9 protein-coding genes are annotated in these 13002 nt (G+C 56.4%); 4 read left to right on the top strand and 5 right to left on the bottom strand.

Features of this window, described 5'->3' with window-relative positions:
- Positions 1-55: 55 nt before the first annotated feature.
- Entirely contained in the window at positions 56-1822 is a 1767-nt protein-coding gene (locus ACLI1M_RS05855) for a hypothetical protein (protein ID WP_411706732.1), read from the bottom strand.
- Positions 1823-2704: a hypothetical protein gene (locus tag ACLI1M_RS05850; RefSeq protein WP_411706731.1), complete on the bottom strand. Its 882-nt coding sequence runs from the start codon at positions 2702-2704 to the stop codon at positions 1823-1825.
- A 165-nt stretch (positions 2705-2869) separates the two neighbouring features.
- Between ACLI1M_RS05850 and ACLI1M_RS05845 the strand changes: the two genes are divergently transcribed.
- Positions 2870-3181 (top strand): helix-turn-helix domain-containing protein, encoded by a 312-nt coding sequence (locus ACLI1M_RS05845; RefSeq protein WP_167315508.1) that lies wholly within the window; start codon positions 2870-2872, stop codon positions 3179-3181.
- Positions 3182-3450: 269 nt separating this feature from the next.
- Here ACLI1M_RS05845 and ACLI1M_RS05840 read toward each other — a convergent pair whose 3' ends face one another.
- Positions 3451-4446, bottom strand: coding sequence for a tyrosine-type recombinase/integrase (locus tag ACLI1M_RS05840; protein WP_411706729.1), 996 nt, complete (start codon positions 4444-4446; stop codon positions 3451-3453).
- Positions 4447-5059: 613 nt separating this feature from the next.
- Between ACLI1M_RS05840 and ACLI1M_RS05835 the strand changes: the two genes are divergently transcribed.
- The 3 genes from ACLI1M_RS05835 to ACLI1M_RS05825 all read left to right on the top strand — a co-directional run bounded on the left by ACLI1M_RS05835 (position 5060) and on the right by ACLI1M_RS05825 (position 10979).
- The gene (locus tag ACLI1M_RS05835; protein WP_411706728.1) at positions 5060-5728 is read left to right on the top strand and encodes a hypothetical protein; all 669 of its coding nucleotides are present in this window, start codon (positions 5060-5062) and stop codon (positions 5726-5728) included.
- A 179-nt stretch (positions 5729-5907) separates the two neighbouring features.
- Positions 5908-8193: a site-specific DNA-methyltransferase gene (locus ACLI1M_RS05830; RefSeq protein ID WP_411706727.1), complete on the top strand. Its 2286-nt coding sequence runs from the start codon at positions 5908-5910 to the stop codon at positions 8191-8193.
- Positions 8193-10979 carry a DEAD/DEAH box helicase family protein gene (locus ACLI1M_RS05825; protein WP_411706726.1) on the top strand — a complete coding sequence of 929 codons (2787 nt, stop codon included), beginning with the start codon at positions 8193-8195 and terminating at the stop codon, positions 10977-10979. Before ACLI1M_RS05830 ends, ACLI1M_RS05825 begins: the two co-directional genes overlap by 1 nt.
- A 693-nt stretch (positions 10980-11672) precedes the next feature.
- Here ACLI1M_RS05825 and ACLI1M_RS05820 read toward each other — a convergent pair.
- Both ACLI1M_RS05820 and ACLI1M_RS05815 read right to left on the bottom strand, forming a co-directional pair.
- A complete protein-coding gene (locus ACLI1M_RS05820; protein ID WP_411706725.1) occupies positions 11673-11876 on the bottom strand; it encodes a hypothetical protein in 204 nt (67 codons plus the stop codon).
- A 463-nt stretch (positions 11877-12339) separates the two neighbouring features.
- Complete coding sequence (locus ACLI1M_RS05815) at positions 12340-12912, bottom strand: cadmium resistance transporter (RefSeq protein WP_200287524.1); 573 nt, start codon at positions 12910-12912, stop codon at positions 12340-12342.
- Positions 12913-13002: the final 90 nt, after the last annotated feature.

Genomic DNA, 13002 nt, shown 5'->3' with positions numbered 1-13002 from the left:
GCCCGGAACCCCATGTGGTTTTCCGAGCTAGAAACAAAGGCGTATTCAGTTGGTCTTAAGCAGCCTCGCGCGCAGGCGGCGCGTTCGGGCATACCTTCTCGCGCGCCGGATCGCGCGGCGGCTGTGGCTCATGGCGTTCAGGTGGTGGGGTCTTTTCGTCCCTTTCCACCCGGCCAAGAAAACGCCGAATCATAGATACATTGGCCGCAACCACACCAAGAGCTGTATAGAAGAAGGCCGCAGCAAAACCACGAACAGGCCTTCTCGTATGGTCACCAATCGCAGCACCACCGCGATTGTTCTTTACATAGTCGTTGCGCGTTTCAATAACGTTGCGCCACGTGCCATAAATCTTCTTCCATTCCGGTGTCTTAAAAGCAGGGCCAGTCTGGCGGTAACGCATCCCTTCCTTGTTAGGAATGGTTACCGAGGCCTTATTGGTGCAGCACTTGCCTTTTTCTTTGCGTGCAGCAATCAGATTTGGCCCAGAGATGGCGGGAAGTCCTTTGGCTTTCGCGTCCTGGCGCTGACTCTTTTCCACCAAGGGACATGCCAGTGTCTTTCCTTTACCTCGTCCCGGACACATAAACCTCTGGCTCTCACCGGTATCGTCAGCACCTTTACGACGCATGGCATAGGCGCGGCGTTCATTGATTCGCTGGTTGTAGGTGGCCTCATCTATAAGGCCAGCCCTGAACTGCTCAGTGGCCTCAATCAGGGGCTTCGGCATGGCCGGGCAATACCAGTGGCCTTCAACCAAGCACATGGTTTCAAAGCTGCCGCGCTGGCCCAGCTGGTTGGACTTGTAATCACCAACCAGCGTGTACCCCTTTTTACGTAGTGGCTCGTGGAAGTCTTTGGTCTTGGCCACAGCGAAGTACGCGCGGTCACCAACCACCACGCCTTTAGGCGTGGTGGGGTCGTCGGTTAAGTGACACATGGCTTGCAGCCCGCGGATGGCAGGGTTGTGGCTGGGCCGGTCGAAGGCCATGCCCATAATCAGGTGTGGCTGTTCGTATGGGCCTTGGTCGCGGATGACTCCGGCCACGAGTGTGGCCTCCCAGCCCCAGACGTGTTTGGCGTTCCTTGTGCGCTTGTTTTCTCCGTGTGTTTCCTGTTGCCCATCGCGGGAGTACCAGCCTGCTTCCGGCTCGGAGGACATGAGATCATCTGTCCGGTTCGTCCAACGCTTGTTTCCACGGCGCACCCCTGGAATCAGGGTGCCGTCTAGGGTGAGGTCTCCCTGCCAGTTGTTGAGGTATTCCTCAGGCATGTCTTTGGTACTGGACATAACCAGCTGGTTGAAGACATAGGTGGCGCGCTGCCATTTTTCTTCGCGGCGCTCTGGGTCTTGTTCATCCATCAGCCGGTTGAATTCATCACGGGTAAGCCGCACGTGGTGCGGGATGTTGTCGAAAGGATCAACCAGTTCCAGGAATCTGTGCAACGCGCGCCACAGGCGGTAGTACCAGATGTTGTGCTGGGTTGCGTAAGAGTCACCTACCCGTCGTGCCCTATCGCGGCTGGGCAGGTTAAGGAGTTCTAAGGCCTTGTCTGTCGTATCAGGCGAGGCCAGGAGCGTGGTCATGGTGGTCAAGTGCATGGGTTGACCGGAGCGGGCCAGAATCAGATACAGCGCAAGGATGGCGCGGTCGCTAACAGTCTTTGGTCGCCCACCTTTTTGCGGGTCGTATCCTTCCTCGCGCCGCCATGTTTCAAGGCTGTGGCATATGTCGGTGCGGTCGATGGTGTTTAGTGCCCAGGACACACTAGCTCCATCCAAGCGCAGCAGTGGGGTGGGAGTGACCGATATGCGGGCCATTTAGGTATCCTCCCCTGTAGGTGTAACCAGCCGCAGCGGTGGGTAGGTAGGTTCGCCCCTGTTGCCTTTTGCCCACACCCAGTACTCGGTCTCAGTCAGTGCCCCAGCCTCAACGATCATCTGATGGAAGGCGTGGTGGAATGGCTGTATGACGCCGGTGGCATAGACCAGCTGGTTAAAGTCCACATACTCGGCGGCATGGTCGGCAATCCAGGTATAGCGCAGCCTGTTGATGATGGGTGCAATCCCGGTACTCGATGGGTTCTGGCTCGTCTTGTGGATGAAGTCAGGAATCAGGTGTGGGCCGGTGGCATCATCACGGCGGCGTACTGAGTTGGGTTTCACCAGTGGTTCGTCCCTGCGGTCTGCGCCCACACCGCGCAGGACTTGGCGCATGACATCGCCATAAGGTTCCGTCAGCGGAATGGTACGCGGCTTGAGGCCTCGACCACCACGGGCATGTACTGCCAGCACGGTGCCGTAGTCAGTGAAGTCGCCGTAACAGCAGTGATAGATCTCTTCTGTGGTCATGCCAGCACCAAGCCCTAAGGCCACAAGGATGTAGGCCACGCGCCGCGAGTCGCGGCGAGGTCTAGAGCGCAGCCAATCCGTAATACGGATTAGTTCGCGGGAGTTGTAGGCGAGGCGCGGAGACCTTGCAGCAGGATAGATAACCTCGGGTAGCTCTTCTACCCAGTCCAGCCCACCGTGATGTTCAATGACGTGGCTTGCGCAGCGGTTAAGGAGTCGGCGGGCGGCATTGAGGCTGGACTTAGATAAATCCGCGTTACGGGCTTGCAGGTAGGTGCGGATCGAGCCGCCGTCTTGCAGCAGCGTGATGCAGTTGTCCACGGTGGCATCCACGTGCCAGCGGTCACGCATGTAGCTAAAGTACGCAGCGAGTTGAGTCTTGCGGTTTGTCGCTGCCGCAGGCGTGGTGGCAGGCAGTAATCCGCGTGTAGTCAGTGTGTCGATCACAGCGTAGACCTCACTGTATTTAGACTGAGGTGGTTCGTCTTTTTCGTCTGGTTCAAAGGAAGTGGTCTCGTGGCTTCCGACCTTCCCGCCGAGGCTCCGGTCAGGCGTTACGCCAACTGGCCTAATGCCCATATCGAGGCCCACGATCCGGTCATGCGGAAATTGCAGGACTTTGCCCGCAACGTCCAGCAGCTCACCCTGAACGGGAGCTACCCCAGTGCCAAGCACTTGGCTGATGCCTGCGGTATCCCCGCCTCCACCATCACCCGAATCATCCGCGGCGAGATGATCCCGACGGGACGTGTCATTGCCAATATCGAGGTCACTACAGGCAAGGCCTTGTGGCCTTACCATCGCAGCAACCGATACGGCAGTCAGTGACCCGAGTGTTGGAAACTGCATGTTTCCAACACTGGTGAGTCGGGTATTAGTTACAGGCGTGTCGTTCATGGCTAGAGAGGTGAGCACACCTACACCACGAAATAGGTGGCGGTGCCTTCTTACCTCAGGCCATGAGTAAACCCGCAGGTCACAGGGTGGTTCGTCCCTGGTGGGTTCTGTGCGCCATGAGACCAGTTTTGCGTATCCGCAATTCAACTTTGCAGATATGCAATCGCCAGGGATAGCTCAGGGAGCCTCCGTGAGACGAGCTACAGCACGTACAGGCCTCCACCTGGGGTGCCATGGGTCGATCCTCCGGCCAAAAGAATCCGGTAGGCATGGCGGCGGTTAGCTCCGGCCTCAACCACATAGTCCTCGAACTGGTGCAAAGACTTTAGTCCCGCCGCAGCACACAGCACATCAGTGGGCACTCCTGCTGCAATGCGGTCGATAATCCACGTATTGCGCAGCCTGCGGGCATCCGGCACCATATCCGGGGACGAACTAGGTGTTACCCGGCGCAGGTAGGCAGAGAGCTGGCTAACGTTCTCGTTGTCCCGGCCCGGCCTGAACAGGTAGTCCTCCGGGCGGGTAGCCATAATGACCGGCTGGATAAGCTCGATGTGCGACTTCAAAAGTGGCACCTCGCGCGGGCCAGCCCCGCGGTAGCCGTGCGGAAACAGCAGCACCCCATCGCCGTCAACGCGCACGTCTTTGCCGCGCAGCGTGCAGATTTCTCCCGCGCGCAGCCCAGCACCCAGGGTAAGAGCTAATACCGTGGTGAAGTTGCGGCGACGGGCAGCTGTGGGTTGCGACTCGGCCCAGTCCCACAGCCGGTCACAGGCATAACTGTCATAGGGTTCAAGGGTTGGCTCGTAAGCGATCGGGTGCTGGTAGTCAGGGTTCCAGTCGTCGTTGATCGCTTCTGCCACCCGGCACAGCAGCGAGCGCTGGGTTCCAGCGGTGGACGGACTGAGCTTTGCGCCATCTCCGGCAAGGAAGTAGTTGCCGATGATGTCGGGGTGGAAGACGGTCTCAACAGTCACCACGCCGTAGCTCACCCAGACCCAGGCGGCGAGCTTGGACACGCAGTTGAGCGTGTTGCGCAGTGCGTCGCGGCTGGTGTTATCCGGGGTGATGTTAAGTGCGCGCACGCACTCGCGGGTGAAGTCGGCAACGTGGCTCCACGGCTCAGAGCGCACGGCGTGTGGTGTGTAGTTGGCGATGATCGCCTCATAGTCGGCGGTGGTGTAGTTACTGGACATAGGCCTTTCCTTCGTCGGCACGATCGCAGTGGAATGGGGCGGTGTAGTGGATGCTACGTAGCTAGGCCACGCAGTGCACTCCGCTACACATAGTCTTGTTTGCCGATCTGCAATCTGGCAAGCAGGTGGCCTCACACCGCCAACTTCGCAGGAATTTCTTATATGGCCTGCATGTTTGCGGTTCCGCAAACATCTACCTGACGAACCACCACATCATGTTGTGGAGATCAAAAAAGGGACATGCCATATTTAGTACCCCCGCGCGAGCCTCGGACGCGGCCTTAACTCTACCCACCAAGTCCTTCAAGGCCCCGCTTTGTGGCCCACAGCTATGTCCACCACAACATGTAGATCCGCTGCCCCCAGTTGTGGCTAACCGATGCGTGCGCGACCTGCGCGGAGCCTCAACCACACCCCGCACCGACTAGCGTGACCACCGTCGAGCGCGATTGCGTATCCGCAATTTTGTCTTAACTCACGCGGCTTATTGCCATACCTCGCACATCGGCAACCCACCGCGCGGATAGTTTGCGTATCCGCAAATTTCTACCTGTTACCGTGCCCGACACTTGACATTTCCACTGCTCACACCCTCAAAGGAAAGGGACGAACCATGTCCACACTCGACATGAGCACACCACTGTACTGCCAGTACTTCACCGCCGAGCTTGAGGTAGACGACCTCGCCCAAGTCACCGAAACCCTGAAACAGGGAAAACAGGTGGCCGACACCATCTTGTCCATGTCCACCGCCGCGCTCTACAACCACGTCATTAGCTTCACAGGCCCGCAGGGGCTTATCACCGAGCGCGAAATCAACGTCCTCACCGCGTTTAACTCCATGTCGGTGGCCACTGCCCCGGTGCGCGTCACGTTTGTCACCCTGGCCGACACTTACGGAAACCGTGCGGGACTCACCCGAATCCAGGGTAGTGATGCGGCCCGCGGCCCCATCCCACTTACCCGGTCTGTCAACGAGGCTACGGTTGCCGACATGTCGTACTCCGCCCCAGGACTCACCATCAATCTGCCCAATAGTGTCCACGACGACCTGATCATTCGCTGCACGACTTTTGACCCGGACGGGTGCGTTCCCGAAGCAAAGGACGAGTTTCCCGGCGTGGACTACTGCCCTAGCCTGTACCACCTTTTGCGGGACGAACCATCTCCAGGCATCGACATCCCCCACGACATTATCCGCGCACTACTTCCCTACCGCGGGATCCACATGGAGCTAGAGCCGAGGATTCTCGATGGCGATGTAGACATCGAGCGGTTGTAGCTGAGGTTAGGAGGAGGACGAAGCCCCAGCCGCGGTGCAATGCTGCGGCTGGGTTCCTTCTTTTTGGGCAGGGTGAAGAGGGGACGTGATGGGGCACCGGCCACGTCCTGAGTCGGGCTGTGGGCTACCCTTAAAGCTATTGATTCATCGACTTAACTGCCTGATTAAAGGACGATTAAATGTCACGTCTTTCCGACCTTTTAGACCAACTGAAAAGGGAAAACCCGCGGCTCGAAGCTGACCTTAAAGCGGAGCTGTCCAGCCATAATCAACGCACGTTTGGACTCGTTTTTGAGCGTCACCTTCCAGAAAACGTGGAGCTTCCAGGCCGTCCTGTACGACGTGGCGATAGCGTGCATGTCCTCCCGCCACGTGGCTCCAAAGACACCCCTGACACTCGCCTGTGGCGCGTAGATTGGCTACGTAGAGACAATGAACTAGGCCGTGTAGCCCGGCTAGTAGAACTCCAGCCTAAGCAGGACACCGAACCGGAGATGCGCGATAATGTGCCTGTTGATGATCTCGTGGTCGTCGCTCAGCACAACGACACTATCTATCCCGGCCTGGTACAGACCGGCGAGGTCATTGGCAGCAACGACCCAGACGCGCCGTTCCACAGCGTGATTAACGCGGAAAACTACCACGCGCTGAAAATGCTGACGTACACACACCACCACTCCATCGACTGCATTTACATCGACCCGCCGTACAACACGGGCAAGGACGATTGGATTTACAGTGACCGCTACATCGACGCCAACGACGGCTACCGGCACTCGAAGTGGCTTGCATTCATGGAGCGGAGACTGCGGGTTGCACGGAACCTACTTAGCCCGACCGGAATCATCATCGTGGCTATCGGAAACGAGCAACAGCACCGTCTGCGAATGCTGATGGACGATGTGTTCGGGGAGGCAAACTTCTTATCTAACGTCACCTGGAATGGTGGGCGGAAGAATGATTCCCGGTTCGTCTCAAACGGTGAGGACTACATGCTCATTTACGCCAACGACAAGGCGGCGTGGATTAAGGAAGGCGTGAAGGTCAAGGACGCTCCCGATGTGAGCAGTCTTGAAACAGCAGCGGATATTGCGGCGAAGGGTGCCCGCTGGCGCGTTCCAAAAGACGGGTATGAAGCGGTGATTGCGAAAGGTGCCGAAGTCTGGCGCGAAGCACGACTTGCTGCGGTTGAACAACACTTCGGCCCCGATAGCGCGGAGTTCACGCGGCTTGCGAGCGTGGGAGACGACACCGACTTCGACACTATGTACGCGTCGATTAACGAGGCGTTGCCCGCCGACGATCAGAGGCAACTGTTTCGACGCGCGGAACTGGACGGGGAGCAGCGTATGCGCGCGTTCTACCGTCAGTTTTCGACGAAAGACCCGGTACGCAAAACGTTCGGACGGTACAACTATTTCCTGCCCGATGGAACCCTTTGCCGAGATGACAACATCACGTGGCCTAGTGGGGGTGGACCAACTTATAACGTTATACACCCCGAAACCGGAAAACCCGTGCCAGTCCCCGACTCCGGCTGGCGTTTCCCCACTCCCGAACGCATGCAAGAAGTCATCGAGGCGGGGCGGGTCATTTTCCGCAAGGACCACACCAAACCGGCCAGCCTAAAGCAGCCCCTGGAACAGACTTCCGGCATTGCGTTGCTGTCCACGTTTGACCGACAGCGAACGCACGGATCGCGGCACCTGCATTGGAACAACAAGGGTGAGGTGCGCGGCGTGTTCGCGGAGAACCGTTTTCCCAACCCGAAGGACGTCACCGTTCTTGCGGATTGGATTGAAGTCTGTACCCCGAAAGACGGCGTGGTCTTGGACTTCTTCGGCGGCTCCGGTTCCACACTGGAAGCCGTCATGTTGATAAACGAGCGGTCGCGCTCTAAGCGCAGCGCGATTGTGGTGACGAACAACGAGGTAGGAAGTAAGAAGGCTGCGGCGCTGTCTAAGCAGGGGATTCGCAAGGGCGACCCCGAGTGGGAGCAATGGGGCGTTTGCGAGTACGTGACGAAACCACGTATCAGGACTGTGGTGACCGGCAAGCGCGAGGACGGAAGCCAATTTTCCGACGGCTTCGAGGCCAATGCCCGGTTCTTCACCCTGACCTATCAGCCACCATCGCGCGTACGGCACGGCTACGCTTTTGCCGACATATCACCGATGTTGTGGCTGCGTGCAGGGCAGACTGGACGCATTATCGAAACTATCCCCGAGCGCGGGTGGGATATTGCCGAATCCTACGCCATCATTGAAAATGTCGCCGCCTCCGCCACCTTCGCCGAGGAATTAAGCAATCACACTGGCGTGAACGTTGTCTACATTGTCACCAACGACGACCTAGTGTTTGAGTCCATGGCTCGCGAGCTGAGCAACCACGATGCTGAGCTGGTACGCCTGTACTCAACGTACCTTAACAACTTCGCATTTCAGCAAAACAGGGAGACCGTCTAATGAAGTACACGCTTAGGCCATATCAGGAAATTGCTGCATATCGCATCATGGAGGGCTTATCTCGCGCCCAAAACTCGACAGATCAGACCATCTTCGCACTCTCCGCTCCTACGGGTGCGGGAAAGACCGTTATCGCAACCAGCGTCTTTGAGCGTCTTTTGTTGCCAAGTGACGACCACACTCCAGACACTAAGGCTGTCGTTCTGTGGCTGTCCGACAATCCGGATCTTAATCAGCAATCCCGCTTCCGTATTGAGGGAGCCTCCAGCGACTTAGCTTCGCGCACAGTGGAAATCGACAACACGTTTAACCGTCCTACTTTTGAACCGGGATGTATCTATTTCCTCAACACTCAAAAAATTGGCAAAGGAACAAAGCTCACCGGAGGCACCGCTGATACCGACGCTGCCTTAATATCGCGCTCCGATACATTACAAGTCACGATCTGGGACACGATCCGCAATACCATCGAGTCCGACAACCTCAACCTGTACTTGGTCGTTGATGAAGCCCATCGCGGCGCAAAGAAGCAAAACAAGGATAAAGTCACTATCCTTCGCCGGATGATCGAGGGCCATACGCCTGAGGGACATGCCGCTCCAGTTCCTCCCATGCCCACGGTCTTGGGTATTTCGGCAACTCCTGGCGCGTTCAAAGACATGATTAAAGATATGTCCGGCTCGCGGCTTGTCCTTGAAGATGTGGAAGTACCTGTTTCCGAGGTGCAAGAGTCTGGTCTTATCAAAGACACCATTGAGCTGCGCATTCCTAACGAAGAAGGAGCTAGTTTCGATGGTGTCCTAGTGCGCGAAGCGGCACGAGTCTTAAAGGAAACTACTCGCCGTTGGGAGGACTACCACCAAAGCCAGGATTCCGATGGGGAAAAAGTAGTTCCTCTCATGGTGGTTCAGATGCGGGATAAGGCCACTCCGCAGGATTTGTCGCAGGCCATTGACGCTATCTACGAGGGGTGGCCAGAAATTCACCCAGATTCCTTTGCTCAGGTCTTCGGTGAGCACAGCAACATCCAGGCAGGCACCACTATGGTTCCCTATGTGGAACCACAAACAGTCCAAGATCGCACGCACATTCGCGTGTTGTTTGCCAAAACCGCAGTGTCTACTGGGTGGGACTGCCCCCGTGCCGAAGTGATGGTGTCGTATCGTACCGCGAAAGACAAGGCACATATCACTCAGGTTATTGGACGTATGGTGCGCTCTCCGCTGGCTCGTCGAATTGAGGGAAACGCAGAGCTGAACTCCGTGCTGTGTATCCTTCCTAAGTTCGACCGTGATGCAGCTGACGACATTGTAAAAAGTATCAATTCCAACACCAACGAGGGGAAGGATGATGATGGTGATGATGATCGAGATCCGATAGCTGTCATTAAACCGGAGAAACTGGTTCCTTATACTCCCCCGCAGCCTCAGGTTACGCCCCTGCCGGAGAAGGAGTCCGAACAAAACGGCACGTCCCCGCAGACGGAAACTCCCGCTGAGACACCGCCCCACACCACGCCGAACACAGTGCCTGCCTTAGCTGAGGACACCGAGGCTAAGGCAGGCACTAGCAACGAGTTAGCGCCGCAACCCACTGCCCAACAGATGATGCTGAAGGATAGTGACGCTGTATGGAAGGTGTTTACCTCACTGCCTCGCCTGGTGGCTCCCAAACGGTCTGATAAGCCGATTTCGATGCTGATCAACCTGGGAATTGAGCTGGAGCGTGATGGTCTCCGTGCCAGAGGAAAAAAGGAGGCTGAAAAGGAACTGGTCTCCATTGTCAACGGCTACATGGTGAGGTACAAGGAGCAGGTTAGTGCGCACCGCAAAGACATTCAGCGAGTGGAGACAGTAAAACTCGTTTACGCCTACGCTGACCGTAAAATGGTGGATACTGACGACATTGACCTGTATGCCGACCAGCGTGTGATCGAAGAGGCATACCAGAAATCCATTCCGGTCTTTACCCGTACACTGGCTGACTTGTGGATTACTTCCTATGTTGATGAACACGCTGGTGAGGATGCGGACGAGGACGAACTTATTGATGAGGCGCGTCTTTCCCTCGCATCTTTGAGCAACGTTGACGGCGTGAAGGATGAAATCTGCTATGACGCAAACAAGGTGGCGACCAATTGGCTCGACGCATCTCGCGCAGACATCGCAGCGCTACCCGATGGTCGAAAGGGTAGGTACACCGCACTACGTGAGATGGCCGTGAGTCCGGTAAGTGAGCTACTGACACGCCCGATGAACCGTCTCGTACCACCCGGGCGTAAGACCAAGAACAATGGCTTTGAAGAGTATCCGCGCTATGCGGGCCACATTCTTGCAGGAAGTGATGGCTGCGCTCCGATGAAGCTCAATGAATGGGAAAAGAAGGTAGTAGAGACCGAGCAGGGACGTGCCGACTCGTTCGGTTGGTACCGAAATCCATCACGGGCAAGTGCAGATGCAGTAACCGCGGTCTATCAAGACTCGACCGGCGCATGGAAGAACATGCAACCTGACTTCATTTTCTTCCGTGTTGTGGACGGCACGATAAAGCCCTCCATTGTTGACCCGCACGGCGAGCACTTAAGCGATGCCCTAGACAAGCTGCGCGCCTTGGCCGATTACGCGGACAAGTTCGGCGATCAGTTCCTGGAAATCCTATCGCTGTCGGGCAAAAACGCAGATAACCTCAAGTTTCTGGATCTAAAAGACCCAGACACAAGGCAGACAATTGCGCAGGCGGCTACAGCCACGCAGGTGTATGCAGAGAAGGGACGCACGTACAAATAGGTAACCGGGGCTGTCACTGCGGCTGCGCAAACAGCGCGACGCGCTGCTTACCACCGACCGCGACGTGCTACGCAACGTGATTTCCACCCTGGCTGAAATCATGGCCGCGGCGAATGAGGCATGGCGAGCTGGAGTAGGACAGGGGACGTGCCGGGATGAGGCTTTGGTAATCCGGGGGGCTGTCACTGCGTCTGTACGTAGCGCGCTGCGGAGGTCGACTTGACAATTCCCTCAGTCACCTGACACTGCCACCACCCCGGCAGCTTAGACAATCCGCACCTACGCACTTCGTGCCTGACAAGGAGGACTGTAGCTATTATGACCGACGAGAAACCCACCTTCATCCGTGAAGGTGGGTTTCAAGATTTTTGTTGGATGTGCTTCATAAATGAGGACCAACGTACAAAACTTTAATTTTGTCAGGTCCCCAGTAGCTCCAGTAAATTCGCCACGCTTGGGGCGTGTGATTCTCTACATAGGAGATATAAATGGTTTCACCACTATTGGCCGTCTTGCCCTTCAACGGGTGCGTGTTGAGGCTTGGGTATGAAGGCCCTGGGTCTTCCAAGAACCCAATTGCTTTCTTGACCTTTTTCTTCTTGTCGGGATACTTGGTAAGCGCTTTCCGAAGGTCATCTGCGGCAGACAGAGCAAACTGGATCTTGAAACGTGGCATTTCTTCTGGCTGGTCAGTTAGAACTCAAAATCCACGAATCGGCCGTCTGCGTAATCTTCCAAGCTGTCTCGGAATACGCGAAGGGCATCGGGATTCGAGTAAATGAGCTCGATGTCTTGGTTCATGTCTTCTTTCGCAACGTGGGATACGCGACCTGCGGAATCCGAAAATGCCAGCATCTTCCCGCAATCAACCGCGTTCTTGTAAAGCGTATTGCTCATGCTGCGTCCTTTCTTTGTTCAACCCATCCGACCTAAAGCCGATTGGGCTTCCCGTTGGATGTCCTCGTCGGGCTGGTTTCCATCTTGTCATAAAATATGACAGCGGTGTGCTTACTTGAGACTGTGTACGCTCTGAGCTTGTGGTTCTATCTTGAACTACATCAGAGAGGACGCCCCTAACAGGGGGTGAGGTGTCCCCAGCTCCTACACACACCAGTCTTGGTGTTCAAGGTCGGTGAACATAGAAGCCACCGTTATTCTGGCTCCGCGTAGAACGCGCATGAAACTGCGTCTTTCCCACACTACTCAACTGTAAAATCCAGCCATCGCCACCTCATCCCACCAACCGACGGAACCAGGAGGGGAAACCGACGGAAACCATAGCTGTGGTTCGGGTCGTTGCAGGTGGGTGGGTAGTTTCACAAAAGACTCGCGGCCAGCACCTACACGGTGCTGGCTTTTCTTATACTGCAAGCAAAATCGAGATTCCCAGCGCAATGAGCACCACGGGAAAGAGCACACTCTCCCACTTCTCCAGCGCTTCGGCTATTCCAGGCCGAGTTGCCACAAACCGCGCCGCCCAAACCAGTGGAGCTACAAGCGCGAGAAAGACGGCACAATAAACTGCTACTTCGGCCGGCGTAGAGGTAGTAAAAACGGGCACGTATACGCCGATATTGTCCCCTCCATTGGCAAAAGTGACTCCGGCGACCGCCAGCGTGCTCAGCTTTTTGCCGGAAATATCCTCATCGTCATCCTCACCTCGGAATGCCTGCCACGCCGCCCACAGGCCCAGCAACAACGGGATGAGGCCAAAGTAGCGAATGAGATCGGTCGGTATAACGGCGTTGAAGCCCAATCCGACAACGGAAGAGGCCACCAGTATGCCAAGGAAACCGAGATACTGGCCCATCAGTATCGCGGCAGTTGTTCCCTTGCGCCCAGCACCGCGGGCGAAAAAGAGGGATAGCACTATAATGTCATCGATATTGGTGGCCACAAATAGCCCAGCGGCCGCTGCGAGAGTAGTAAGCACTCACCCAGCCTATCGCGCCATGACACTTGTCATGAAAATTTCATGACAGATCCTATTCACCATTCTTGCTGGCCCCGAATACCTTTTAGG

The organism is Corynebacterium sp. LaCa54, assembly GCF_046717495.1.
GTDB classification, from domain to species: domain Bacteria; phylum Actinomycetota; class Actinomycetes; order Mycobacteriales; family Mycobacteriaceae; genus Corynebacterium; species Corynebacterium kefirresidentii.
The sequence above is the reverse complement of the archived record's forward strand: the minus strand, read 5'-3'. Positions and strand labels throughout refer to the sequence as shown.

Excerpts from the sequence above, each read along its gene's own strand:
- ACLI1M_RS05855 (WP_411706732.1), bottom strand. The coding sequence starts at position 1,822 with ATGGCCCGCATATCGGTCACTCCCACCCCACTGCTGCGCTTGGATGGA.
- ACLI1M_RS05850 (WP_411706731.1), bottom strand. The coding sequence starts at position 2,704 with ATGCGTGACCGCTGGCACGTGGATGCCACCGTGGACAACTGCATCACG.
- ACLI1M_RS05840 (WP_411706729.1), bottom strand. The coding sequence starts at position 4,446 with ATGTCCAGTAACTACACCACCGCCGACTATGAGGCGATCATCGCCAAC.
- ACLI1M_RS05835 (WP_411706728.1), top strand. The coding sequence starts at position 5,060 with ATGTCCACACTCGACATGAGCACACCACTGTACTGCCAGTACTTCACC.
- ACLI1M_RS05830 (WP_411706727.1), top strand. The coding sequence starts at position 5,908 with ATGTCACGTCTTTCCGACCTTTTAGACCAACTGAAAAGGGAAAACCCG.
- ACLI1M_RS05825 (WP_411706726.1), top strand. The coding sequence starts at position 8,193 with ATGAAGTACACGCTTAGGCCATATCAGGAAATTGCTGCATATCGCATC.
- ACLI1M_RS05820 (WP_411706725.1), bottom strand. The coding sequence starts at position 11,876 with ATGAGCAATACGCTTTACAAGAACGCGGTTGATTGCGGGAAGATGCTG.